This is a genomic window from Pseudoxanthomonas sp. 3HH-4 (assembly GCF_006716465.1).
Classification (GTDB): domain Bacteria; phylum Pseudomonadota; class Gammaproteobacteria; order Xanthomonadales; family Xanthomonadaceae; genus Pseudoxanthomonas_A.
Genome location: NZ_VFPB01000003.1, coordinates 307007 through 330754 on the forward strand (window position 1 = coordinate 307007; position 23748 = coordinate 330754).

Here is a 23748-nt window from a genome sequence, read left to right on the forward strand (position 1 = left end):
CATGATGCAGTCCCGCCGAATCGATCCGCTGTTGCGCCGCGCGCAGGAACACGAGGATTCCGTTGCCCGCGACCTGGCCGAGCGCCAGAGCACGCTGGCGCAGCACGAGTCGCGCCTGGAGGAACTGCGGCAGTACGCCGAGGAGTACGCCAACAGCCAGATGGCCGCCACCAGCCCGGCGCAGCTGGCCAATCGCCGTGCCTTCCTGGAACGCATCGACCAGGCGCTGGCGCAGCAACTGCAGAACGTCGACCGCAGCCGCAGCAGCGTGGACATCGAACGCGACCGCCTGTTGCTGGCCAGCCGCGACAAGCAGGTGCTCGAACAGCTCGCCGCCAGCTACCGGGCCCAGGAACGACAGGTGGTGGAACGGCGCGACCAGCGCGAGATGGATGACCTGGGTGCGCGCCGGGCGCGACTGGCCGCCACCGCGCAGGAAAGCGAGGAAGCCTGATGCCATCCCCGATGGCTTCGCTGCCTTCTGCTGGCAAGACGGTGTCGCCCGCCACGGTGGGTGGCGTCGCGCAGACGCGGGAAGGCGCATCGGAGCCGGCGAAGCCCAGCTTCGACGAGATGGTGCGTCGCCCGGCAATGCGTGAAGACGCTCCCGCGCTAAAGCCCGCGCCCCGGCGCGACGAGGGGCAGGAGACCGCCCTGCCCCCTGCGCACACCGCCAAGCGCAGTCCCGACAAGGCGGCGCACGCAACGGACGATCAGGACACCCGGGAGACTCCCGTCTCAACGCTCATGCTGCCGGATCTTCCGGTACCGACACGCGTCGCTCTGCCGTCCGATCCTGGCGTCGCTATGGTGCCGACCGATCCGCTGGGCAATCCGCTGTTGGGCGACCCACTGCTCGGCGGCGCCCTGCCTGCGGAGGCGCCCTCCTCACCCGATGCCCCGTCGGCCGGCAGTCGCGTCCTTTTGCCGACCTCGCCGGCCAGCACCTTGCCGGCCCAGGCCAACGCAGGAGTCGACAACCCGGGCGTCCCCGACCTCCAGAATGCCGCAACCGCCACCGCAACCACCGCTGACGCGACCGCGACAGCGTTGCCCACGGCGACCGCCACGATGGACAACCTGGCCAAGGCGCCGCTGCAGAACCTGCTCTCCTTCACTGCCCACCTGGCCACCGGCCAGGCCGGCGCCGCGATACCGGAGGTGATCAACCTCGGCCGCGACATCATCGATGCCCTGCGCAACGACGACGCGGAGACCACCACTTCGCCCACCGGCACGCTCCTCGCCGGCGTCGGCGCGTCGAACGCCCCGCTCGGCCTGGCGCGCACGGAGACCGTCAATGCGATGGAAGCACCGAGCGCCGACCTGCATGGCGGCCACTTCGACGAGGACGTCGCCGATGCGGTGCGCTGGATGGCCGACCAGAAGATCGGCCATGCGCACATCAAGGTGACCCCGAACGACCTGGGCACCGTGGAGATCCGCCTGCGACTGGAAGGCGACCGCGTGCACGCCGACTTCTCCAGCGCCCAGGCGGACGTCAGGCAGGCGCTGGAAAACAGCCTGCCCAAGCTGCGCGACATGCTGGGCCAACACGGCTTCCAACTGGCCCACGCCGATGTCGGCCAGCAGCATGCTCCGCCGTCGCAGGGCGGCACTGCGCCGCACGGTGAAGGCGCCGCAGACACCAGCGACGCCGGCCCCGAGACACCACGTACCGTCCGCATGACGGCGCGGGGACTGGTGGACGCCTACGCCTGACGGGTCGCTGTTCCTGTAGGAGCGACGTGAGTCGCGACCGCGGAAATTCGGCGCCATGGGCTCCGGCCTACGCGGCCATCCTTGCGCGCACACCGTTTCTGGACCGCCATGACGTGCGGTCGCGACTCACGTCGCTCCTACAGAAGGCATCCCCGTCAAAACCCCGTCGGGCTCTCCTGCCCATCACGGCACGCCACTTGCATCCCCTGGACTGACCCCTCAGGAGATCCACCGCCGTGGCAGCCGCCGACAAGAACGCAAGCAAATCCAAGGCCGACAAGGGCGACAAGCCCAAGGGCGGCAAGTCGCTGCTGACCATCGGGCTGGTGGCACTGGTCGCGGCCGGCGCCGCTGGCGGTGGTGCGTGGTACTTCGCCAGCCATGCCGGCGCGGAAGTGAAAGCCGATGCCCCCAAGGCCAAGAGTCCCGGCGAGGTTCCCGCGCCCGCCCAGTACTTCGCGCTGGAGCCGCCGTTCGTGGTCAACCTTGTCGGCGAAACGGGCGGCGCACGCTACCTGCAGGTCGAGGTGCAGCTGATGACCCGCGACCCCGAATCGCTCAAGGCCATCGAACTGCATGCGCCCGCCATCCGCGCGCGCCTGCTGATGCTGTTCGCGCAGCAGGATGCCGCCGGCCTGATGAGCCGGGAAGGCAAGGAGCGACTCCAGAACAGCGCACTCTCGGAAGTGAAAGCGCTGCTGGTGGCCGAAACCGGCAAGCCCTCCGCAGACTCCCTGTTGTTCACCAGCTTCGTGATGCAGTGACGGAGCCGCGCCGCCATGAACAGTGACCTGCTGTCGCAAGACGAGATCGACGCGCTGCTCAACGGCGTCGATACCGGCGCGATCGAGACCGAAGAACCGCCGGTCGATCCCACCATCGCGCGCACCTACGACTTCGCCAGCCAGGACCGCATCGTGCGCGGCCGGCTGCCGACGCTGGAGATGATCAACGAGCGTTTCGTGCGCACGTGGCGCATCGGTCTGTTCAATCTGCTGCGGCGCTCGGCCGAACTGTCGGTGCGCGGCATCGAAACCATCAAGTTCGGTGACTACCTGCACTCCCTGTACGTACCCACCAACCTCAACCTGATCAAGTTCAAGCCGCTGCGCGGCGTGGGCCTGATCGTGTTCGAACCGAAGCTGGTGTTCACCATGGTGGACAACTTCTTCGGCGGCGACGGTCGCTATCCGGCCAAGATCGAAGGCCGTGAGTTCACCGCCACCGAGATGCGGGTGATCCAGTTGCTGTTGAAGCAGACCTTCACCGACCTGGTCGATGCCTGGGCGCCGGTGATGCCGGTGGACTTCGAGTACATCACCAGCGAGGTCAATCCGCACTTCGCCAACATCGTCAGTCCCCGCGAGTACGTGGTCGTGAGCCGCTTCCATGTGGAACTCGATGGCGGCGGCGGCGACCTGCACGTGACGCTGCCGTATTCGATGCTGGAACCGATCCGCGAACTGCTCGACGCCGGCATCCAGTCCGACCGCGTACACGACGACGACAGCTTCCGCGTCACCCTGCACGAGCAGCTGCGCGGCGCCGAAGTCACCGTCTCCAGCGTACTGGCGGAGAAGCGCATCAACCTGCGCCAGCTGACCCGGTTGAAGGTGGGCGACATCCTGCCCATCGACCTGCCCAAGTCGGTGCCGGTGTGCGTCGAACAGGTGCCGGTATTCACCGGCGAGTTCGGCATCTCCAACGGCAACAACGCGGTGAAGATCACCGCCAAGCACCCGCCGGGCAGCCATCACAAGCACGCCACGCCTCCCCGCCACGCCCTGACACCCGTCGCCTTCCAGGACGCCACACCATGATTCCCGAGAACGAAGACACCCTCGCCGCCTTCGGCGACACCAGCGCGGATGCCCCCGTGCAGGACAACGACGGCGACAACGACATGAGCCTGGACGTGATCCTCGACGTGCCGGTCACGCTGTCGCTGGAAGTCGGCCGCACCCGCATGCCGATTCGCAACCTGCTGCAGCTCAACCAGGGCTCGGTGGTGGAGCTGGAGCGCGGCGCCGGTGAACCCCTGGACGTGTTCGTCAACGGCACGCTTATCGCGCATGGCGAAGTCGTGGTGGTGAACGACCGTTTCGGCGTGCGCCTGACCGACGTGGTCAGCCCCAGCGAACGCATCCGTCGCCTGCGCTGAGCCGATGTCCATGCACGCCTTCGCCCTGCTCGCCACCGCTGCGGCACCCGTACAGAAGATCGGCCAGCACGCGCCGTCCACGCCCGGCATCGGCGGTGCGCTGGTCGGCCTGATCCTGGTGCTTGGCCTGATCCTGGGCATGGCCTGGCTGCTCAAGCGCATGCCGGGCGCCGGCCTGGGCATCCGGCCCAGCGAACAGCTTCGCGTGGTGTCCATGCTGTCAGTGGGCACCAAGGAGCGCGTGATGGTGATCGAGGTGGGCAAGCAGCAACTGCTGATCGGCGTCACCGCTGGCGGCATCACGGCCTTGCACACGCTGCCCGAACCCCTGGTCGTCGCGCCTGCGCCGACGATGCCGAATTTCGCCGAGTTGCTGGCCAAGCGCCTGCGCAGAGAGAGCTGACATGCGCCGTTTCGTTCTTTCCCTGATCTGCCTGCTGTGGCTGTGCGCACCGGTGCTGGCGCTGGCGCAGACGGCCCCCGCCGCCGCACCGGCGCAGAACCCCGCACCTGCGGCGACGCCCGCCGCGCCGACCGCACCGACCCTGCCTGCCCTGCCCAAGGTCAACGTGGGCCAGATCGGCGACAACACCGTCAGCCTGCCGTTGCAGACGCTGCTGCTGATGACGGCGATCACGCTGATCCCGTCCGCGCTGCTGGCGATGACCGCGTTCACCCGCATCATCATCGTGCTCGGCCTGCTGCGGCAGGCGCTGGGAACCGGACAGACGCCGTCCAACCAGGTGCTGGTGGGGCTGGCGCTGTTCCTGACCATGCTGGTGATGATGCCGGTGGGCGAAAAGGCGTGGGCGCAGGGCATGGCGCCCTACCTCAACGGCCAGATCGATTTCTCCACTGCGTGGACAATGACCACCGGGCCGCTGCGCGACTTCATGCTGGCGCAGGTACGCGAAACCGACCTGATGACCTTCGCCGGTCTTGCCGGTCACGGCAGCTATGCCAGCCCGGCGGACGTGCCGTTCCCGATCGTGGTGGCCTCGTTCATCACCAGCGAATTGAAGACCGCGTTCGAGATCGGCTTCCTGATCTTCATTCCCTTCGTGATCATCGACCTGGTGGTCGCCAGCGTGCTGATGTCGATGGGCATGATGATGCTGTCGCCGATGCTGGTGTCCGCACCGTTCAAGATCCTGCTGTTCGTGCTGGTGGACGGCTGGGTATTGATCGTCGGCTCGCTGGCCGCCAGCTTCAACGGCGTCTGAGGAGCACGCGATGAGTCCCGAACTTGCCCTTACCGAACTGCGTGACGGCCTGGAAATCGCCCTGTGGGTCGGTGGCCCGCTGTTGCTCGTGGTGCTGATCGTCGGCGTGGTGGTCGGCGTGATCCAGGCGGCGACACAACTCAATGAGCCCACCATCGCCTTCGTCGCCAAGGCGATCGCGCTGACTGCGGCGCTGTTCGCCACCGGCAGCTACCTGCTCGGCGTGCTGGTCGAATACACGACCAGCCTGTTCCAGCGGTTGCCTCATCTGATCGGCTGACGACGCGGACGCGACGCGATGGATCCCGCGACCCAGATGGTCATCGATGGCCAGCAGGCCTTCGGCATGGTCAACGCCATCCTGTGGACGATGCTGCGCACCGGCGCACTGCTGATGGCGGCACCGTTGATCGGCACGCGTGCGGTCTCGGTACGGGTGCGGGTCATCATCGCCGGCGCGCTGGCGATGGCGCTCGCACCGCTGCTTCCGGGCACGCCGGATCGGATCGCCTTCGACGCCAGCACCGTGCTCAACGTGGCGCGCGAACTTGCCGTCGGCGCGAGCATGGGCTTCATGCTGCGGCTGGCGTTCGAAGCCGGCGCGTTGGCGGGCGAACTGATCTCGCAGGGCACGGGCCTGGCCTTCGCCCAGATGTCCGATCCGCTGCGCGGCGTGAACTCCGGTGTCGTCGGCCAATGGTTCTACCTGGCATTCGGCCTGCTGTTCTTCACCGCTAATGGCCACCTTGCCCTGGTGTCGCTGCTCGTGGACAGCTATCGCTCGCTGCCGATCGGCACCTCGCTGCCGGATGTGCAGCAGATGCTCGAAGTCGCGCCGATGCTGTTCAGCCACATCCTGCGTGCCGCGGTCGGGCTGGCGCTGCCGGTGATGGTGGCGATGCTTGCGGTGAACCTAGCGTTCGGCGTGCTGGGTCGCGCCGCGCCGGCCCTCAATCCCATCCAGCTGGGCCTGCCCACGGCCCTGTTGCTGGGGTTGTTCCTGCTGGCGCTGCTGGCAGGCGAGCTGGGGCCGCCGGTACAACGCATCTTCGACCTTTCGTTTGATGCAGCGCGGCAAATCAGCGCGTAACGAAACTGCGGTTATTCTCTTCGGAGCACCCGGCGCCTGCCGTTCAGGCCCCGGCGTGCGGGTTTCACACGATGTGTGCGCCCCCTGTTCCACTAAATGCATGAATCTGTGCAGAATGGGGCTGAGGGAGGCGCCACATACGCCAGCGCACGGTCTGGACCCAGGTCCAGGCCGACGCAGGAGAGTTTCCCCCGCGAACCGGAGAATGCCTGTGAGTCCAAGCCCTACCCACAAGCGCCGTACCAGCCAGGAGACCCGGGAAGCCGTGCTCATCGCTGCGCGCAGGCTTTTTTTCACCAAGGGCTTCGACCAGACCACCCTGATGGACCTGGGCGAAGAAACCGGACTTAGTGCCCGCGGTGTGATCCTGCACTTCGAAACGAAGGCGGACATCATCGCAACCCTGCTGATCCGCGACTACACCGCGCGCAAGGCGCCCATGGTGGAGCGCCCGCAGGGGTCTACGCATGCCCAGCGCATCCTCGATTTCTATTTCTGGATGGCACGCGAGGACGCCGCCAATTTCATCGCGTTCCCGGCTTTGTGGAGCGTGTCGGCGCGTTGGTCCCCGAGCGTGGAGGCGGAAATGAACACCGCACTGCGCCGGATGCGCGAGCCGGTGCGCCAGGAGCTCAGCCGCGGCATGGCCGCGGGCGAATTCCGCGGCGTGGACATCCAGCATGCGGATGAGATGATCTGGCAGAGCTACCAGCACGGCCTGCGCGCCGTCTCCGTCAATGGCGGCACCCCGGCCATGGCCGTGCCACAGGTATTCAAGACACTGGAAGCGCTGACGGCCTGAGCCGCAGCGCGCCTGGGCGCCGTATATCGGAAGCCCGCTGGACATGTCGGGCCACGGGCCATCCTGGGGTGGTTCAAGGTGTCATGCTGATCGCGCCCGCTCCTGCGCAAGGAACCTCCATGCGCGCCACCTCCTGCGCCGTGCTCGCTCTCTATCTGCTGTGCTGCGTTGGCGCGCTGGGACTGATCCATGTCTCCGAGCATCAACTGCTGGGGCTGCGGCCCGACCCCCTCGCGCACGCATTCGCCTGGTTGCTGGCCTTGCCATGGTCACTGTTGACCCTGCTGCCCATCGCGGGCAGCCCGAGGGTGGCCTACGCGTTGACCATCGCCGGCATGCTGCTGAATCTGGCGGCGGGCGTGGTGTGGGTGGTGCGCTGGAAAGCCGGGTGATGCCCGCAAGCGCAAGGACAGACGCGACAACGGCCGCGTCGGCGGCCGTTGTCGCTGGATCAGGCAACGCACATAAGGCTACTTGTCGCGGCCGTTACCCTTGTTGCCGTTGCCCTTCCCGCTGTTGCCCTTGCCGGGATGGTCGGCATGGACAGGCTTCCCGCCTTGGCTGGCCTGCGCAGGCTTCGCGCCACCTGCACGCTTGCCCTGGCCGGGACCGTGCTTGGACCAGTCCACGCTGGTGCGCTGGTCGATGCGGATGGGGTAGCCCCAGCGGTCGTAGGTGCCCACCGCGCCGTTCTTCAGGGCGTGGAAGGCCGACGATCCGGGCTTGATGCCCATCTGCTTGGCGAGATTGCCCCAGCCCTGACCCGGATTGCGCTCATAACGTTGCACCACATCCAGGCAGGGAATGCCAAGCGCGCGCGCGATGGCGCAGGCGAAGTACACATCGGCCGGCGCCCAGCCGCGACGATCAAGCAGGTCCAGGACCAGCGAGCGCGGCGCGCCATAGTGCCCGGTCATCTCTGAAACGAACGGATCCCGGTACCGGCGTCCGTAGTCGTTGATCTCACCCAGCCGGGTGTCGACCCACACATCGCCTGTCCGGATGTTGTAACCCACAGTCTGCGCATGGATGGGCTGGACGCTCCCCACCGCAGCACCGGCAACCGCCATCACCACTACCCAGCGCGCCAACATGTTCATGCTCTGCTCCTCCTTCACGGTGGGCGGAGTCTTGGCCCGACGCACTGAATACGCAATGACGCAGCGCGCGAAATGTAATGCGAACCAGGGCGACTCATGGCGTCCGATCGTGGTCACCCGTTGCACCCAAGCGTGACACGGGTCACGCCCACCCACAGGCAACCGCATACACTGCGCGGTGGTCCATCTCCGCCGACTTGCTGCGATCGCGTGAACGCTTGAACGACGAAGAAGCATCCCGCCCCCCGGCACATCCGGCCCTCGCCATGAAGCCGACCCGCCGCGACTTCCGCCTCGACATCATCATCCTGCTGGGTTCGATCACGGGCGTCACCATCACCGTCTTCGGCATCTATCGCTGGCTCAGCGGGCAGCACGCCCTCGCCTGGCTGGACTTCGCGATCGTCGCCTGCGTCATGCTGCCTGTGCTTTACGCATGGCGAACCGGCGACAGCGCCCGGGCCGGCGCAGCCCTGTGCGTGCTGAACTCGGCAGGCACCCTGGCCGCGTGCCTGCTGGCGGGACACACCGCACTGACGTGGATCTACCTGGTGCTGCTGACCAACTTCTTCATCGCCAATCGCTGGCTGGCGGCCTCCGCCAACCTTGTCATCCTCTTCGGCGTGCAATTGCTGCCCGACTTCTTCCACGACGGATTCCACGCCACGTCCGTGGCGGTCAGCGTGCTGCTGATCACCGGATTCTCGTACATCTTCGCCAAGCGCACGCAGGGGGACCGGGCGCGGCTGGAGAAGCTGGCCGCGATCGATGCCCTGACCGGCGTACCCAACCGGCGCAGCATGGAGCGCGCGCTTGCGGATGCGGTGGACACGTTCCAGCGGACCGGACGCAACTACGGGCTGGTCGTGCTCGACCTGGACCGTTTCAAGGACGTCAACGACCAGTACGGACATGCCGCCGGTGATGCCGCCATCGCCGACCTCGCCTCTATCCTGCGTTTCGAAATGCGGCGCAACGACCAGGTGTTCCGCTTCGGAGGCGAAGAGTTCGTCGCCTTGCTGGAACTGGACAACATCGAAGATCTCGACACCACGACCGAACGGCTGCGCAAAGCCGTGCGTGCCTCACTGCGCGGTCCGGGCGGACGCATCACCATCTCGCTGGGCGCAGCCCTGCTGCGCGAACACGAGAAAACCTGGCACGACTGGTTCTCGCGCGCCGACGCCGCGCTCTACCGCGCGAAGTCGGCCGGTCGCGACAGCTACGTGATCGCCGACGACCTGTTCTAGGCGTGCGTGGGATCGCGTGGCCGACCCGCGGCATCGCGCTCATCACGCCCAGGTCCCCCTCCCATTGTCCCGGCGAACGCCGGGACCCATCTGCTCTTGCCCTGGAAGTCCCGGCACTCACAGGCGATGGATTCCTGTACTCGCTGGAATGACGGGATCGAGTTCATCCGATCGGGCGGCCCGGCGTGATCGCCCCGCTCATTTCCTGCTCCACCACCACCGGTAAAGCACCGGCAGCACCAGCAACGTCAACAGCGTGGACGAGACGATGCCGCCGATCACCACCGTGGCCAGCGGACGCTGCACCTCCGATCCCGCCCCGACATTGAGCGCCATCGGCAGGAAGCCCAGCGATGCCACCAGTGCGGTCATCAACACCGGCCGCAGGCGGCCGAGCGCCCCTTCGACGACCGCGATATCAAGCGAGGTGCCTTGCTCGCGCAGTTTGCGGATGAAGGCGATCATCACCAACCCGTTCAATACCGCCACACCCGACAGCGCGATGAAGCCGACGCCGGCCGAAATGGAGAGCGGCAAGCCGCGCAACGCCAGCGCCACTACGCCGCCGGTCAGCGCCAGCGGAACTCCGGTAAACACGATGGCGGCATCCTTCGCCGAGCCGAACGCCCAGAACAGGAGCGCGAAGATCACCACCAGCGTCACCGGCACCACGATGACCAGGCGCCGACTGGCCGAGATCAACTGCTCGAACGTGCCGCCATAGTCCACCCAATAGCCGGCAGGCACCTGTATTCCGGCACCGATCTCCTGTCTCAGTTCCGCGACAAATCCGCCCAGGTCACGGCCACGCACGTTGGCCGTCACCACCACGCGGCGCTTGCCGTTCTCGCGGTTGATCTGGTTCGGCCCCAGCGTGATGCCGATCTTCGCGACCTCGCGCAGCGGCACCGTGCCCGGCGTGCCGGAACCCCACGCCGCGGAGCGGGTGGACTCGTCCTGGTTGTCGCTGCGTCCCAGCGGGATGGGCAGGTCGTGCAGCGCGGCCGGATCCTGCCGCAACGCCTCGGGCAGGCGCACGACGATGTCGAAACGACGGTCGCCTTCGAACAGCTGCCCTGCCACTTCACCGCCCACTGCGGTCGCCACGGTGTGCTGCACGTCGCCGGGATTCAGCCCGTAACGGATCAACGCCTGGCGATCGGGCGTGACCGTCAGCAGCGGAAGTCCCGTCGCCTGCTCCAACCGTACGTCGGCCGCACCATCGACGGTTTTCGCCACGCGTTCGATCTGCTCACCCAATTCCACAAGGGCCTCCAGGTCGTCACCGTAGATCTTGATGGCCACATCCGCGCGTACGCCTGATATCAGCTCGTTCATGCGCATCTGGATGGGCTGGGTGAACTCGTAGTTGTTGCCGGGAATCTGCTGCACCGCGCGTTCGATCTCCGCCACCAATGTGGCCTTGGGTTTGCGCGGATCGGGCCACTCCGCACGCGGCTTGAGCATGATGAAGGTATCCGCCACCGAGGGTGGCATCGGATCGGTCGCCACTTCCGCCGTCCCCAGCTTGCCGAAGACGCGGTGCACTTCCGGAAACTGGGTGATCCGTGCTTCGAGCGTCGCCTGCATGCGCACCGCCTGGTCCAGGCTGGTGCCGGGAATGCGCATGGCGTGCATGGCGATGTCGCCTTCGTCCAGGCTGGGCACGAACTCGGTGCCCAGCCGCGTGGCGAGCAGCCCGCACACCACCACCAGCGACGCGGCACCGGCGCCGACAAGCAGTCGCCGGCGCAGCGTCCATGCCAGCGCCGGCGCGTACGCACGTCGCGCCCACTGCATCACACGGGTTTCCTTCTCCTGCACGCGGCCGCGCATGAACAGCGCGATGGCCGCCGGCACGAAGGTCAGCGACAGCACCATCGCACCGGTCAGTGCGAGCACAACGGTGATCGCCATGGGGTGGAACATCTTTCCCTCCACGCCGGTGAGCGCGAAGATCGGCAGATACACGGCGGTGATGATGCCCAGGCCGAACAGGCTGGGCCGGATGACCTCCGCCGTCGCCGACGCGGTGGCGTCCAGGCGCTCCTCATCCGTCAGCAGGCGGCCCAGCGCATGCTGCAGGTCGCCGAAGCGGCGCAGGCAGTTCTCGATGATGATGACGGCGCCATCCACGATCAGGCCGAAGTCCAGCGCCCCCAGGCTCATCAGGTTGCCCGACACGCCACCGCGCACCATACCGGTCAGCGTGAACAGCATGGCGAGCGGGATCACTGCCGCGGTGATCAGCGCCGCGCGCACATTGCCCAGCAATAGGAACAGCACCACGATGACCAGTACCGCACCTTCCACCAGATTCTTCGTCACCGTGCGGATGGTGCGGTCCACCAGCGAGGTGCGGTCGTACATCGCCTCGGCGCGCACGCCCGCGGGCAGGCTGCGGTTGGCATCGGCCAGTCGCGCAGCCACGGCCTGCGCCACGTCGCGGCTGTTGGCACCGATCAGCATGAACGTAGTGCCCAGCACGACCTCCTTGCCGTTCATCGTGGCCGCGCCTGTCCGCAGTTCCGGCCCCTCACCCACCTGTGCCACGTCGCGCACGCGGATCGGCACGCCTTCGCGCCGGTCCAGCACGATGTCGCGGATACCCTCCAGATCAGCCACCTGCCCCGGCGCACGCACCAGGAACTGCTGGCCGTTGCGTTCGATGTAGCCCGCGCCCACGTTCTGGTTGTTGCTGGCCACCGCCTGCACCACGTCGTGCAGAGTGAAGCCCAGTGCGACCAGTCGCGCAGGGTCCGGCGTGATGTGGATCTGCCGCGCGAATCCGCCGATGGTGTTGACCTCGGTCACACCCGGGACGTTGCGCAGCTGTGGCCGCACCACCCAGTCCTGCAGCGTACGCAGGTCGGTGGCGGTATACGGCGTGCCGTCCGGCTTGCGGGCCTCTGCGCCGGCTTCGATGGTGTACATGAAGATCTCGCCCATGCCGGTGGCGATGGGTCCCATGCCGGGCTCCACGCCGTCAGGGAGCTGCGACTTCACCTGCTGGAGACGTTCGCCCACCTGCTGCCGGGCGAAGTAGAGATCGGTGCCGTCCTTGAACACCACCGTCACCTGCGACAGGCCGTAGCGCGAGATCGAACGCGTATGGTCCAGCCCCGGCAGTCCGGCCAGCGCCGTCTCGATGGGGTACGTCACGCGCTGTTCCGCTTCCAGCGGCGAATAGCCATCCAACTGCGTGTTGATCTGCACCTGCACGTTGGTGATGTCCGGCGTGACGTCGATCGGCAGCCTGCTGAAACTCCAGGCACCGACCACGACCAGTGCCAACGTCAGCGCCATCATCAGCCAGCGGTGCGCGATGGCGAAGCGCAGGATGCGTTCCAGCAATCCGTACGATGCCGGACGGGATCGGTCAGTGGTCATGCGATGCCCCCGACTTCTCGATGTCGGCCTTCACCAGGTAACTCTGCTCGACGACCACCTGGTCGCCGGCGTTCAGGCCGGACAGCACTTCCACCTGTCGTGCATCGCGCTTGCCGAGTTCGACAGGCCGCACCTCATACGTGTCGCCGACGCGCACGAACACCACTTGCCAGTCGCGAAACGTCTGCAGCGCGGCGACCGGCACCACCATTGCCGCCGGCTGCTGCTCCACGGTGATGCGCGCCTTGACCGCCGAACCCGGACGCCACAGGCCATCCGCGTTTTCCAGGGTGGCGCGGGCGACGGTGCTCTGGCTGGCCGTGGCGGTTCCCGGCAGCACGCGTTCCAGCGTGGTCTGCAGGGTGGCCCCGTCGCTCAACCGCGTCACCGTCACCGGCACGCCCGGCACGATGTGCTGCGCATCGGCACCGAAGATGTGCAGGTCCACCCACAGCGTGGACAGGTCGGCCACCTCGAACAGCGTGGCCCCTTCCCCCGCCACGCTGCCGACGGTGGCGTTCCGTGCCAGCACGACACCGGTGATCGGCGACGTGACGGCGTACGAGGTCAGGCTGAGATTGCTTTCCACGGTGGCCACGGTCTGACCGGCCTGCACGCGGTCGCCCACATTGACCGCGAGCCGGCGGATGGGGCCGGGGAAGCGCGCGGCGATGTTGGCCACCCGACCTTCCACCGGCGTCAGCAGTCCCTGCACTTCATGCTCATCGGCGATGGTGCCGGCCTGTGCCGGGGCCACGCGGATGCCGGACTCCCCGGCGATCTTCGCGGCGATGGTGGTGCGGCCTTCGTAGCTGTCGTAGCTCCAGCGCAACGTGCGTCCATCGATCTTCGCAACCACCTCGACGTCGAAGGAGTGCGGTTCGCCCACCACGGTCTTCGCCAGCAGGCTGCCGTCCGGCTGCGGCGTCAGCGCATGCGTTTCGCGCACGCCGCCCAGGCGGACGAGGCGGACTTCCACGCTGCCCGCGCTCGCGGGCAACGGCTTGCCGTCACGGTAGAGCCAGGCCTGGTACCTGGGTGGTGTGCCGGTTTCAGCGATCGCCAGCTCGACGGTGAAACCTTCCTGGCTCAGCAGTCGGCCACCGTGTCCACCACGTGCGGCATCGGCGTCGTCGTGTGCGCCGCCCTCTTCATGGCCGTGGTCGTCCGTGGACGCGCTGTCGTTCGCGCCGCCGCAGCCTGCCAGCATCAGGGAGAGCGCGAGCGCGCGCAGGAGGGGTCGCAGGGTCATGGCGTGCTTCCTTGTTCGGCAGTTGCGGTCCCGGCCACCAGGGCCTGGCCGGTGAGGCGTTGGAGTTCGATCAGCGCGCGGTGTGCTTCGAGCGCTGCCTCGAGTTGCTGGCGGCGGGTGGACGTGGTCTCGGATTGAAGCTGCGCCCATTCCAGGTAACTGATGGCGCCGGCGCGGTAAGCACGCTCCGCCGCCTGTTCGGCGCGCACCAGGCGCGGCAGCACGTCGTCGCGCATGCGCTGCACTTCGAGTTGCGAAACGCGATAGCGGCCGTGGGCGTCGGTGAGCGTCGAGTACAACGCGATGTCACGCGATTCGCGCTCGATGTCCAGCGCCGCCAGGTCTGCTTCCGCAGCCCTCGCCTCGGGGCCGGAACGGCGCGCGCTTCCCAACGGCAGCGACACGCTGCCGACCAGTGCCGTATCGCCGCTTTCCTGCAGCCGGCGCACGCCGACCTGCCAGTCGAGGTCTGCCGTCCCGCGGCTGCGCGCCAGGCGCAGGCGTGCCTCGCGCAGGCGGCGCTCTTCGGCGAACTGTGCAAGCTCCGGCGTGCCCTGCAGCAGCGCGGCCAGGGCCTGCGTGCCTTCTATGGCCGGCAGCGCCAGAGGATCGCCTGGCGCCACTGCGAACCCGGGATCGCGCTCGCCCCACAACGCGGCCAGATGCTGGCGCGCGGCGTCCTGCTGCTGCTTGGCACGTGCCGCCGCCATCTCTGCACGCGCCAGTGCTGCCTGGGCAGTGAGGAGCACCGACTCCGGCGACGCACCCACCTGCAGACGCTGCCGTGCGGCCGCCACGGTACGGCGGCGCTGCGCGATGTCATGTTCGGCGACCCCGCGTTGTGCGTGCGCGGCAGTGACAGCCAGATAGCGCCGCGCCACATCCGCCAGCAGGTCGAGGCGTTGTGCCTCGCGCTGCACGGCCAGGGCATCGATGCGCGCCTGCGCCAGCGTGCGGCGGGCATCCAGCTTGCCGCCCCGTTCCAGCACGCCGGCCAGTGTCAGCGTGAGTTCGGCCCCGGAAAAACCACGGGCGTCGCCCGTGCCCAGCATGTTCTCCACCTGCATGCCGGCGCTCAACGGCGGGCGCAGGATCGCGGCGTCGCGCTCGGCAAGCAGTGCGTCGGTGCGGGCGCCAAACAGGCGCAGGTCGGGATGGACGCGGGCAACGCGCGCAATGGCGTCATCCAGCGTCAGTGTTTCGGGGGATACAGCGGGCGATCGCACCTGCGCATGCACGCACGGCACGATCGCGAAGGCAGCCAATGCCGCCAATCGCAACCACATGGAAATTCTCCGGAAAGTCGGTGATGGAGCGCGGGCGGCAGAACGTCAGCCCGGCATGGACATCACGCGCTGATCGGAGGACGCAGCAGGGAGGTGACCGGCGCGCGTGGCACCGGCATCGTGGCCGCGACGGGCGCGGCGGAAAGCAGTTTCATGGCAGGCACGCGCATCGCCGCAGGCACGATGGCGGTCAGGTGGCCGCAGCAGTGGCTGGCGTGCATCAGGGCGTGCAGAAGATCGCCCTCGCCCGCCTCCCCATTCGCGTGATCGTGGTCGTTGCCTGCGGATTCACCGGCATGTTCGCTGACTGCATGCAGATGGTCGCCACCACTGCCCAGCTCGTGCAGGTCGCCCAGCGAGGCCAGTACCGGGTTCGCCAGCACGGCCAGCAACAGCACCGCCAGCGCGGGCAGGCGCAGCAGCCGGAGGCAGTGGCGGCGGAGAAAACGGAGCATCGGTCCGCATCCTAGCGGCAGCCATCGACGTTAGACAATTCCACGTCGCGCTGCGGCCGCGGGATGGAACAGGTCTTGCAGTGCCAATCCGACCCCGTCGGAAACGCGCCATGTCTGAGCAGGACGAAAGCGGCGAACGCACAGAACTCCCTACCGAAAAACGACGCCGCGAAGCCCGTGAACAGGGCAACATCCCGCGTTCGCGCGAGCTGGCGACGGCGGCCGTCTTCGGGGCCGGCGTGCTGGCGATCATCGCGATGGGTCCGGGCCTGGCACGCGACACGCTGGGCTGGATGAAGATCGCGCTGACACCCGACCCCGCGCTGATGCGCCAGCCGGACCAGCTGTTCGGGCACGTCGGCCTGCTGCTGCTGAAGCTGCTGGCAGTGGTCGCGCCGGTGGCCGGCATCTGCGTGCTGGCCGGCCTGGCCGCACCGATCGCGATGAGCGGCTTCCAGTTCTCGCAGAAGGCGCTGATGCCGGATTTCAAGCGGCTCAGCCCCGCCGCCGGCCTCAAGCGCCTGTATGGCGCCGAGAGCGTGGCCGAGCTGTTGAAGTCGCTGCTGCGCGTGGCCCTGATCGGCGGTGCGGCGGCGATCTGCGTGAAGCTGGGCCTGAACCCGCTGCGCGAACTGCTGACCATGCCGCTGGAACAGGCCGTGCGCAGCGGCCTGAAGTTCACCAGCACCCTGCTGCTGGCGACCACCGGGGGCCTGATCCTGCTGGCCGCCATCGACGCGCCGTACCAGAAGTGGAACTGGCTGCGGAAGCTCAAGATGACGCGCCAGCAGCTTCGCGAGGAGATGAAGGAAAGCGAGGGCAGCCCCGAGGTCAAGGGTCGTATCCGCCAGATGCAGCACCAGCTGTCGCAGCGCCGGATGATGGAAGACGTGCCCCAGGCCGACGTGATCGTGGTCAATCCGACCCACTACGCGGTGGCGCTGAAATACCAGACCGGCCAGATGGGCGCGCCCACCGTGGTTGCCAAGGGCGTGGACGAGCTCGCGATGCGCATCCGCGAAGTGGCCGACGCGCACCGCATCGCCATCGTCTCGGCGCCCCCTCTGGCACGCGCCTTGTATCGGGAAGGCCAACTTGGCCGGGAAATCCCCGTGAGACTCTACGCCGCCGTCGCCCAGATCCTGTCCTACGTGTACCAGCTGCGCGCCTGGCGCGTGGGCGAGGCCCCCCTGCCCGACCTGCCCGCGGTGGACGTGGATGAGCACGGGGGCAAGGCATGAGCGCGCAGCCCGTCGGCGGCATCCGCTGGATGGAGATGCTGAAGAACGGCCTCGGCGCCCCTCTGGTGGTGCTGGCGCTGCTGGCCATGATCGTGGTGCCGCTGGCACCGCCGGTGCTGGATGCCCTCTTCAGCTTCAACATCGCCATCTCGCTGGTGGTGCTGCTGGCCGTGGTGTACGTGAAGCGGCCCCTCGACTTCACCATCTTCCCCATCATCCTGCTGATGACCACGATGCTGCGCCTGGCGCTGAACGTGGCGTCCACCCGCGTGATCCTGCTCAACGGCCAGAACGGCCATGACGCCGCAGGCAAGGTCATCGCCGCGTTCGGCGAATTCGTGGTGGGCGGCAACTACGCCGTCGGCATCGTGGTGTTCGCCATCCTGACCATCATCAACTTCGTGGTGATCACCAAGGGCGCGGGGCGCATCTCGGAAGTGTCGGCCCGCTTCATCCTGGACGCGATGCCCGGCAAGCAGATGGCCATCGACGCCGACCTCAACGCCGGCATCCTGACCCGCGAGGAAGCCAAGGCCCGGCGCGAGGAAGTGCGTGAGGAAGCCGACTTCTACGGCGCGATGGACGGTGCCAACAAGTTCATCCGCGGCGACGCCATCGCCGGCATCCTGATCCTGTTCATCAACCTGGTCGGCGGCTTTGCCGTGGGCATGTTCCAGCACGGCATGGCGGCAAGCGACGCCGCGTCCACGTACACGCTGCTGTCCATCGGCGACGGCCTGGTCGCGCAGCTGCCCGCTCTGCTGGTCTCGTCCTCGGTCGCCATGCTGGTGACGCGCGCCTCGCGCTCGCAGGACATGGGCCAGGCCGTGATGGGCCAGGCCTTCGGCCAGCACAAGGCGCTGGCCGTGTCGGCCGGCGTGCTGGGCCTGGTCGGCCTGGTGCCCGGCATGCCCAACGTCGCCTTTTTGACGCTCGCCGCCGGTCTGGGCTACCTGGCCTGGAAAATGTGGAAGCGGACCCAGGAAAGCCCCGAAGCGGCCGCCGGCGACCTGGCGGCCCTGCCCGCTCCCGGTGCGCCCGACCGCAACGCCGAGCTGACCTGGGACGAACTGCGCCCGGTCGATCCGCTGGGCCTGGAAGTCGGCTACCGGCTCATCCCGCTGGTCGACAAGAACCAGGGCGGCGAGCTGATGTCCCGCATCAAGGCGGTGCGCCGCAAGCTGACCCAGGACCTCGGTTTCCTGGTGCCGCCAGTGCACATCCGCGACAACCTCGAACTGCCGTCGAATGGTTATCGCCTGCTGGTGCACGGCGTGCCGGTGGCGTCGGCCGAGATCCATCCTGACCGCGAACTGGCGCTGGACCCGGGGGGCGCGTTCGGCAGCATCGACGGCATTCCGGGCAAGGATCCGGCATTCGGGCTGGATGCCGTATGGATCCAGTCGCACCAGAAGGCCACCGCCGAATCGCTGGGCTATACCGTGGTCGATCCGGCCACCGTGATGGCCACCCACCTCTCGCACCTGGTGCGCGAACACGCGCCGGAGTTGCTGGGCCACGAGGAGGTGCAGCAGTTGCTGTCCCAGCTAGGTCGCAGCGCTCCGAAGCTGGTCGAGGACCTCACTCCCAAGGCGCTGCCGCTGGCCACCGTGGTGCGCGTGCTGCAGAACCTGCTGATCGAGCGCGTGCCGATCCGCCAGCTGCGCCGCATCGTCGAGGCGCTGGTCGAGTTCGCCCCGCAGAACAGCGATCCCGCCGCGCTCACCGCTGCGGTGCGGACCTCGCTGGGCCGTTTCATCGTGCAGGAAATCTCCGGCATGGCGCCGGAACTGCCCGTCTACACCTTGGCGCCGAATCTGGAACGCGTCTTGCAGGACAGCACCCAGGGAACCGGCGCGGCGCTGGAACCGGGACTGGCGGAACGCCTGCACCAGAGCCTCGCCGACGTGGTGAACAAGCAGGAAGCCCGCAGCGAGCCTGCGGTGGTGCTGGTACCGGGTTCGGTCCGCGCCGCCCTCGCCCGCCTCGTCCGCCACAGCGTCCCCTCGCTGTCGGTGCTGGCCTACAGCGAGGTTCCCGAGGACAAGCGGTTGAAGCTGGTCGGCACGATCAGCTGAGACCGGGAGCAGCAGAACCCGACGCGACATCGAACCGGATAGCACGCCATGAAAATCAAACGCTTCGTTGCCCCCGACATGCGCACCGCCTTCGCCATGGTCCGCCAGGAGCACGGCCCGGACGCGGTGATCCTGTCCAACCGCGTGACGGAGGACGGCATCGAAATCGTCGCTGCCAGCAATTACGACGAAGCGCTGGTGCAGCGCACGCTGGAAGCGATGCGTCCGGCCACGCCCACTGCGCCGCTGCATCCGATGCTCGACCCGGCGCCGCAGGCACCGACCGCGAACGCTCCGGCCCTGTCACCGGCCGAAGCCGCGGCCAGCTACTTCGCCCGCCGCCAGCCGGCCGTCCCCGCTGCCCCGCGTGCCGAGACCACCAGGCCGGCCGTCGCCGCGCCTGCGTCGATCGCACCGCCGGCAGCACCCATCGCAGCGCCGCGCGCGCCGGTGGCCGCCAGGCCCACGCCGACCACCGGCGAGATCCCGGCGCCGGTCGTCCGCGACATCGCGCCACTGCTGATCGAACCCGAATCCTTCGCCGCCAAGCTGGCCGCCTGCCTGCCGGCCGCTCCCGCCAACGAACCGGTCTCCGCGATCGAACCCGCTGCACCGCCGCGCCGTCCGGCCGCGCCGCGCGCCGACGCCGACGACACGCTCGACCTGGATGCATTGCTGCCCTCCATCGCGCCGCCGGTGTCGCTGCCGGAACCCGAGTCTGCGCCGGTCGTCGCGCTGCACGCCACGCGTACAGCGGTGACCGCACCGGTACCGGCGCCCGCCGCCGTCACCGTGCCGACGCTGACCGTCGTCACCGACAACGCCACCCAAGCCCGCGAGAGCGACGAGCAACTGGTACAGATGCGCGGCGAACTGTCCGCCATGCGCGAGATGATCGAGCGCGAGATGCACCGCCTTACCGATGAGCGCCTGCGCGGTTCTCCGGTGCGCATGCAGGCGATGGAGCTGATGGAAGACTACGGCTTCGACGCCGGCATCACCCGCGACATCGCCCTGCAGATTCCCGCCGACACCGAATTGCACCGCGGCCGTGGCCTGATGCTGGGCCTGCTGTCGAAGAAGCTGCCGGTGGTCGACACCGACCTGCTGGAAACCGGTGGCGTCATCGCGTTGGTGGGCCCCACCGGCGCCGGCAAGACCACCACCATCGCCAAGCTCGCCGCCTGCTTCGCGCAGCGCTACAACGCCCGCGACGTGGCACTGATCACCACTGATACCGTGCGGGTGGGTGGTCGCGAACAATTGCACGGCTACGGTCGCCAGCTCGGCATCGCCGTGCACGAGGCCGACAGCGCGCAAGCCCTCGCCCTGCTGCTGGAGCGCCTGCGCGATTACAAGCTGGTACTGATCGATACCGCCGGCCTGGGCCAGCGCGACCGCAACCTAGTGGGCCAGCTCAACTGGCTGCGCGCATCGGGCCAGGTGAAGACCCTGCTGTGCCTGCCCGCCAATTCGCACTTCTCCGATCTGGACGAAGTGGTCCGCCGCTTCAGCAGCGTCCAGCCGCAAGGCGTGGTGCTGACCAAGCTGGACGAGACCGGTCGCCTGGGCAGCGCCCTGTCGGTGGTCGTGGACCACCAGTTGCCGATGACCTGGGTGACCGACGGCCAGCGCGTTCCCCACGATCTCCACCGCGCCAACAGCGCCCACCTCGTGCTGCGGCTGGACCAGCTGCGCCGCGAAGCCGACGAACCCTGCTCGACCGAGGCCACCCATGTCGCCTGACCACTTGCTGCAGACGAATCCCCGCAGCACGCCGCCGATGCCCGGCGCATTCCACCCCGTGCGGGTCATCGCCATCACCGGTGGCAAGGGCGGCGTGGGCAAGACCAACGTGTCGGTCAACCTGGCCGTGTCGCTCTCCGAAATGGGCAAGCGCACGCTGCTGATGGATGCCGACCTGGGGTTGGCCAACGTGGACGTGCTGCTGGGGCTGTCGCCCAAGTTCACCCTAGCGGACCTGGTCGCCGGTCGCTGCGCACTGGAGGATGTACTGCTGGAAGGGCCCGAAGGCGTGCTGGTGGTTCCCGCCTCGTCGGGTTTCCGCCACATGGCCGAACTGGCGCCGGCCGAGCACGTGGGTCTCGTCAACGTGTTCTCCGAGCTGCAGCGGGCGCTGGATTTCATGGTCGTGGACACCGCCGCCGGCATCACCGACAGCGTGCTGACGTTCTGCCAGGCCGCACAGGACACCGTGGTGGTGGTCTGCGACGAGCCGGCGTCCATCACCGACGCCTACGCGCTGATCAAGGTGCTGGCGCGCGAACGCGGCCTGGACCGCGTGCACGTCATCGCCAACATGGTCCGCGACCCCAACGAGGGCCGGAAGCTGTACGAGAAACTCGCACGCGTCTGCGAGCGCTTCCTCGGCGACGTGGCCCTCCACTACCTGGGCGCCGTGCCGCAGGACGACTGGCTGCGCCGTGCCGTGCAGCGCCAGCAACCCGTCGTCAAAGCCTATCCGGGCAGCCCGTCGGCACGCGCCATCGCCGAGATCGCGCGCATGACCGCGCGCTGGCAGCCGCCGCTGGGAGCGCGCGGCAACGTCGAGTTCTTCGTCGAACGCCTGATCCAGCGGGGAGTCGCCGCATGAACACCGCCGCCGCCCAATACCGCGCGGTGCAACGCAGCACCGCGAACGATTTCGTCACCCAGCACGCCGACCTGGTCCGTCGCATCGCCCATCACCTGGCCGCACGCCTGCCGGCCAGCGTGGAGGTCGACGACCTGGTGCAGGCCGGCATGATCGGGTTGCTGGAAGCCTCTCGCAGCTACGACGCCGAGCAGGGCGCGTCGTTCGAGACCTATGCCTCCATCCGCATCCGCGGCTCGATGATCGACGAGATCCGTCGCGGCGACTGGGTGCCGCGCTCGGTCCACCGCCGTGCCCGCCAGGCGGCCGCCACCGTGCGCGAGATCGAACAGCGCACCGGCCGCGCCGCCATCGCCACCGAAGTGGCGAGCGCGATGGAGATGCCGCTGCCCGAATACCTGCGTCTGATGGAAGATGCCGCACGCGGCCAGGTCCTGAGCCTGGAGTCGCACATCGACGACCACGGCGAACCGAACACCGCGCGCACCGGCGGCCCCTCGCCGGAGCAGCATCTGGAGCGCAGTGAATTCCGCCAGCAACTGGTCAAGTCCATCGGCCAGTTGCCGGAACGCGAGCAACTGGTCCTCTCGATGTACTACGAGCAGGAACTCAACCTGAAGGAGATCGGCGCGGTCCTCGGCGTCAGCGAGTCGCGCGTCTGCCAGATCCACGGTCAGGCCATGGTCCGTCTGCGCGGCCGTCTGCAGGTGTTCGAGAAGGCCGACGCCGGCCTTGAAGACGAATGAGGACCGCGCGTTGGCGCCGCAGCAGCGCCCCTTGGGTGCGACCAGGGCATGCGCCGGACGCTAAACATTTCCCCGGCCCGGCCGATACCGCCACCAGACCCACCGTCCATGCAACACCGGAGCACCCGTGACCAACAAGAACATGCGCATCCTCATCGTGGACGACTTTTCGACCATGCGCCGCATCATCAAGAACCTGCTCAACGACCTGGGCTACACCAACACCGCTGAGGCCGAGGACGGCAACAGTGCGTTGACCGCACTGTCGCAGGGCAGCTTCGAGTTCGTGGTCACCGACTGGAACATGCCTGGCATGACCGGCATCGAGCTGCTGAAGGCCATCCGCGCCGATGACCGCTTCAAAACCCTGCCGGTGCTGATGGTCACCGCCGAAGCCAAGCGCGAGCAGATCATCGAAGCCGCCCAGAACGGTGTGAACGGCTACATCATCAAGCCGTTCACTGCGCAGACGCTGGAAGAGAAGCTGGGCAAGATCTTCGAACGCTTGGGAGCCGCCGCCTGATGAGCGCCGTGGCCGATGTCGCCGGCGCACGCGCCGCGCTGGTGGAAAAACTGCAGCACGCGCTGGATGCCCTGGAGCAGGGCGACGAAGCCGGCTGGCGCCGCGAACTGGATGCCATCGCCGCCTGGCGCACGCAGCCCATGATGCAGGGCCTGGGCCGCCTCGCGCGCGAACTGGCGCAGACGCTGGGAGAACTGCCGCCCACCGGACCCGGCGAACTGGACGACGCCTGCGCACGCCTGGACCATGTGGTGGAAATGACCGAACAGGCCAGCCACACCACGCTGGACCTGGCCGAACAATGCCGCGGCTACGCGACCCAGCTGAAGGGCACCGCGCTGTCGCCCGAACAGGCGGCGCTGGTGGACAGCATCGGCAAGGGGCTATCGGAAATGGCCCTGGCGCAGAGCTACCAGGACCTTACCGGCCAGATCATCCGTCGCGTCGCGGGTATCGTCCGTCGCGTGCACGAGGGCTTCGGTGCGCTCGGCCTGCCTCCGCCGGAGAAGAAGAACCCTTCAGATCTGGCCGGCCCGGCCGTTGCTGGTCTGGACCGCAACGCGTTCTCACAGAACGACGCAGACGACCTGCTCTCCGGACTGGGGCTGTAGGCACCCACGAACGCGCAGCGGAACCGGAGACCTGCCATGCCCGACGCTTCCGCCCGCCGTTCCCGCCATCCGCTCGTCCTGTTGTTCGTGGGAGCGCTGCTGGTCTGTGATGCCCTGGTGGGCCGCTTCCTGCGGCGTCGCCACGCCCACGCGATGCACCTGCCCCATTCCTCCCGCTGATCGCCCGTACCGGTACCCGCCCCG

The 23748-nt window shown here is 67.9% G+C and carries 24 protein-coding genes and 1 pseudogene; 20 read left to right on the plus strand and 5 right to left on the minus strand.

What is annotated here, in order from left to right; genetic code table 11:
• Position 1: 1 nt before the first annotated feature.
• The 11 genes from fliJ (at position 2) to FB548_RS11455 (ending at position 7390) form a co-directional block, all read left to right on the plus strand.
• A complete protein-coding gene (gene fliJ, locus FB548_RS11405; protein ID WP_142124902.1) occupies positions 2-454 on the plus strand; it encodes a flagellar export protein FliJ in 453 nt (150 codons plus the stop codon).
• Positions 454-1722 carry a flagellar hook-length control protein FliK gene (locus FB548_RS11410; RefSeq protein ID WP_142124903.1) on the plus strand — a complete coding sequence of 423 codons (1269 nt, stop codon included), beginning with the start codon at positions 454-456 and terminating at the stop codon, positions 1720-1722. The genes fliJ and FB548_RS11410 overlap by 1 nt, the downstream gene beginning before the upstream one ends.
• Positions 1723-1958: 236 nt before the next feature.
• Positions 1959-2486, plus strand: a complete 528-nt coding sequence (locus FB548_RS11415) for a flagellar basal body-associated FliL family protein (protein WP_142124904.1) — start codon at positions 1959-1961, stop codon at positions 2484-2486.
• 15 nt (positions 2487-2501) lie between these two features.
• Positions 2502-3542 (plus strand): flagellar motor switch protein FliM, encoded by a 1041-nt coding sequence (fliM, locus tag FB548_RS11420; protein ID WP_142124905.1) that lies wholly within the window; start codon positions 2502-2504, stop codon positions 3540-3542.
• Complete coding sequence (gene fliN, locus FB548_RS11425) at positions 3539-3883, plus strand: flagellar motor switch protein FliN (protein WP_142124906.1); 345 nt, start codon at positions 3539-3541, stop codon at positions 3881-3883. The genes fliM and fliN overlap by 4 nt, the downstream gene beginning before the upstream one ends.
• A gap of 10 nt (positions 3884-3893) precedes the next feature.
• Complete coding sequence (gene fliO / locus FB548_RS11430; RefSeq protein WP_142125054.1) at positions 3894-4286, plus strand: flagellar biosynthetic protein FliO; 393 nt, start codon at positions 3894-3896, stop codon at positions 4284-4286.
• Position 4287: 1 nt separating this feature from the next.
• Positions 4288-5106 carry a flagellar type III secretion system pore protein FliP gene (gene fliP, locus FB548_RS11435; protein ID WP_142124907.1) on the plus strand — a complete coding sequence of 273 codons (819 nt, stop codon included), beginning with the start codon at positions 4288-4290 and terminating at the stop codon, positions 5104-5106.
• A gap of 10 nt (positions 5107-5116) precedes the next feature.
• Positions 5117-5386, plus strand: coding sequence for a flagellar biosynthetic protein FliQ (locus FB548_RS11440; RefSeq protein WP_142124908.1), 270 nt, complete (start codon positions 5117-5119; stop codon positions 5384-5386).
• Between the two features lie 18 nt (positions 5387-5404).
• On the plus strand, positions 5405-6196 hold the full coding sequence (gene fliR, locus FB548_RS11445) for a flagellar biosynthetic protein FliR (RefSeq protein WP_142124909.1): 792 nt from the start codon (positions 5405-5407) through the stop codon (positions 6194-6196).
• Positions 6197-6407: 211 nt separating this feature from the next.
• Positions 6408-6998, plus strand: a complete 591-nt coding sequence (locus FB548_RS11450; RefSeq protein WP_185742087.1) for a TetR/AcrR family transcriptional regulator — start codon at positions 6408-6410, stop codon at positions 6996-6998.
• Positions 6999-7117: 119 nt separating this feature from the next.
• Entirely contained in the window at positions 7118-7390 is a 273-nt protein-coding gene (locus FB548_RS11455; RefSeq protein WP_142124911.1) for a hypothetical protein, read from the plus strand.
• A gap of 78 nt (positions 7391-7468) precedes the next feature.
• On the opposite strand, the gene FB548_RS11460 is transcribed toward FB548_RS11455, so the two are convergent.
• Positions 7469-8098 (minus strand): hypothetical protein, encoded by a 630-nt coding sequence (locus tag FB548_RS11460; protein WP_142124912.1) that lies wholly within the window; start codon positions 8096-8098, stop codon positions 7469-7471.
• 266 nt (positions 8099-8364) lie between these two features.
• Between FB548_RS11460 and FB548_RS11465 the strand changes: the two genes are divergently transcribed.
• Positions 8365-9348 carry a GGDEF domain-containing protein gene (locus tag FB548_RS11465; RefSeq protein ID WP_142124913.1) on the plus strand — a complete coding sequence of 328 codons (984 nt, stop codon included), beginning with the start codon at positions 8365-8367 and terminating at the stop codon, positions 9346-9348.
• A gap of 198 nt (positions 9349-9546) precedes the next feature.
• Here FB548_RS11465 and FB548_RS11470 read toward each other — a convergent pair whose 3' ends face one another.
• The 4 genes from FB548_RS11470 to FB548_RS11485 all read right to left on the minus strand — a co-directional run bounded on the left by FB548_RS11470 (position 9547) and on the right by FB548_RS11485 (position 15731).
• A complete protein-coding gene (locus tag FB548_RS11470) occupies positions 9547-12702 on the minus strand; it encodes a CusA/CzcA family heavy metal efflux RND transporter (RefSeq protein ID WP_142125055.1) in 3156 nt (1051 codons plus the stop codon).
• A gap of 25 nt (positions 12703-12727) precedes the next feature.
• Positions 12728-13990, minus strand: coding sequence for an efflux RND transporter periplasmic adaptor subunit (locus FB548_RS11475; RefSeq protein ID WP_142124914.1), 1263 nt, complete (start codon positions 13988-13990; stop codon positions 12728-12730).
• Positions 13987-15276, minus strand: a complete 1290-nt coding sequence (locus tag FB548_RS11480) for a TolC family protein (protein WP_142124915.1) — start codon at positions 15274-15276, stop codon at positions 13987-13989. Before FB548_RS11480 ends, FB548_RS11475 begins: the two co-directional genes overlap by 4 nt.
• Before the next feature lie 62 nt (positions 15277-15338).
• Positions 15339-15731 carry a hypothetical protein gene (locus FB548_RS11485; RefSeq protein WP_142124916.1) on the minus strand — a complete coding sequence of 131 codons (393 nt, stop codon included), beginning with the start codon at positions 15729-15731 and terminating at the stop codon, positions 15339-15341.
• 110 nt (positions 15732-15841) lie between these two features.
• Here FB548_RS11485 and flhB point away from each other — a divergent pair, with 110 nt between their 5' ends.
• From flhB to FB548_RS18790, 8 genes and pseudogenes are all read left to right on the plus strand, one after another.
• Positions 15842-16972, plus strand: coding sequence for a flagellar biosynthesis protein FlhB (gene flhB / locus FB548_RS11490; protein WP_142124917.1), 1131 nt, complete (start codon positions 15842-15844; stop codon positions 16970-16972).
• A complete protein-coding gene (flhA, locus tag FB548_RS11495; RefSeq protein WP_142124918.1) occupies positions 16969-19050 on the plus strand; it encodes a flagellar biosynthesis protein FlhA in 2082 nt (693 codons plus the stop codon). Before flhB ends, flhA begins: the two co-directional genes overlap by 4 nt.
• Before the next feature lie 48 nt (positions 19051-19098).
• Positions 19099-20796, plus strand: a complete 1698-nt coding sequence (flhF, locus tag FB548_RS11500; RefSeq protein ID WP_142124919.1) for a flagellar biosynthesis protein FlhF — start codon at positions 19099-19101, stop codon at positions 20794-20796.
• A 55-nt stretch (positions 20797-20851) separates the two neighbouring features.
• Positions 20852-21664: pseudogene (locus FB548_RS11505) on the plus strand (MinD/ParA family protein); the annotation flags it as partial.
• Positions 21661-22410 (plus strand): RNA polymerase sigma factor FliA, encoded by a 750-nt coding sequence (locus FB548_RS11510; protein WP_142124921.1) that lies wholly within the window; start codon positions 21661-21663, stop codon positions 22408-22410. The pseudogene FB548_RS11505 and the gene FB548_RS11510, both read left to right, overlap by 4 nt.
• Before the next feature lie 142 nt (positions 22411-22552).
• Positions 22553-22933: a chemotaxis response regulator CheY gene (cheY, locus tag FB548_RS11515; protein WP_056879027.1), complete on the plus strand. Its 381-nt coding sequence runs from the start codon at positions 22553-22555 to the stop codon at positions 22931-22933.
• Entirely contained in the window at positions 22933-23544 is a 612-nt protein-coding gene (locus tag FB548_RS11520) for a protein phosphatase CheZ (RefSeq protein ID WP_142124922.1), read from the plus strand. The genes cheY and FB548_RS11520 overlap by 1 nt, the downstream gene beginning before the upstream one ends.
• A gap of 36 nt (positions 23545-23580) precedes the next feature.
• Entirely contained in the window at positions 23581-23724 is a 144-nt protein-coding gene (locus tag FB548_RS18790; protein ID WP_185742088.1) for a hypothetical protein, read from the plus strand.
• The last annotated feature ends 24 nt before the right edge of the window (positions 23725-23748 follow it).

Excerpts from the sequence above, each read along its gene's own strand:
- FB548_RS11460 (WP_142124912.1), bottom strand. The coding sequence starts at position 8,098 with ATGAACATGTTGGCGCGCTGGGTAGTGGTGATGGCGGTTGCCGGTGCT.
- fliP (WP_142124907.1), top strand. The coding sequence starts at position 4,288 with ATGCGCCGTTTCGTTCTTTCCCTGATCTGCCTGCTGTGGCTGTGCGCA.
- cheY (WP_056879027.1), top strand. The coding sequence starts at position 22,553 with ATGCGCATCCTCATCGTGGACGACTTTTCGACCATGCGCCGCATCATC.
- FB548_RS11475 (WP_142124914.1), bottom strand. The coding sequence starts at position 13,990 with ATGACCCTGCGACCCCTCCTGCGCGCGCTCGCGCTCTCCCTGATGCTG.
- FB548_RS11520 (WP_142124922.1), top strand. The coding sequence starts at position 22,933 with ATGAGCGCCGTGGCCGATGTCGCCGGCGCACGCGCCGCGCTGGTGGAA.
- FB548_RS11455 (WP_142124911.1), top strand. The coding sequence starts at position 7,118 with ATGCGCGCCACCTCCTGCGCCGTGCTCGCTCTCTATCTGCTGTGCTGC.
- fliN (WP_142124906.1), top strand. The coding sequence starts at position 3,539 with ATGATTCCCGAGAACGAAGACACCCTCGCCGCCTTCGGCGACACCAGC.
- flhF (WP_142124919.1), top strand. The coding sequence starts at position 19,099 with ATGAAAATCAAACGCTTCGTTGCCCCCGACATGCGCACCGCCTTCGCC.
- fliM (WP_142124905.1), top strand. The coding sequence starts at position 2,502 with ATGAACAGTGACCTGCTGTCGCAAGACGAGATCGACGCGCTGCTCAAC.
- FB548_RS11440 (WP_142124908.1), top strand. The coding sequence starts at position 5,117 with ATGAGTCCCGAACTTGCCCTTACCGAACTGCGTGACGGCCTGGAAATC.
- FB548_RS11510 (WP_142124921.1), top strand. The coding sequence starts at position 21,661 with ATGAACACCGCCGCCGCCCAATACCGCGCGGTGCAACGCAGCACCGCG.
- FB548_RS11480 (WP_142124915.1), bottom strand. The coding sequence starts at position 15,276 with ATGTGGTTGCGATTGGCGGCATTGGCTGCCTTCGCGATCGTGCCGTGC.
- fliO (WP_142125054.1), top strand. The coding sequence starts at position 3,894 with ATGCACGCCTTCGCCCTGCTCGCCACCGCTGCGGCACCCGTACAGAAG.
- FB548_RS11410 (WP_142124903.1), top strand. The coding sequence starts at position 454 with ATGCCATCCCCGATGGCTTCGCTGCCTTCTGCTGGCAAGACGGTGTCG.
- FB548_RS11465 (WP_142124913.1), top strand. The coding sequence starts at position 8,365 with ATGAAGCCGACCCGCCGCGACTTCCGCCTCGACATCATCATCCTGCTG.
- fliR (WP_142124909.1), top strand. The coding sequence starts at position 5,405 with ATGGATCCCGCGACCCAGATGGTCATCGATGGCCAGCAGGCCTTCGGC.
- fliJ (WP_142124902.1), top strand. The coding sequence starts at position 2 with ATGATGCAGTCCCGCCGAATCGATCCGCTGTTGCGCCGCGCGCAGGAA.
- FB548_RS11485 (WP_142124916.1), bottom strand. The coding sequence starts at position 15,731 with ATGCTCCGTTTTCTCCGCCGCCACTGCCTCCGGCTGCTGCGCCTGCCC.
- flhA (WP_142124918.1), top strand. The coding sequence starts at position 16,969 with ATGAGCGCGCAGCCCGTCGGCGGCATCCGCTGGATGGAGATGCTGAAG.
- FB548_RS18790 (WP_185742088.1), top strand. The coding sequence starts at position 23,581 with ATGCCCGACGCTTCCGCCCGCCGTTCCCGCCATCCGCTCGTCCTGTTG.
- flhB (WP_142124917.1), top strand. The coding sequence starts at position 15,842 with ATGTCTGAGCAGGACGAAAGCGGCGAACGCACAGAACTCCCTACCGAA.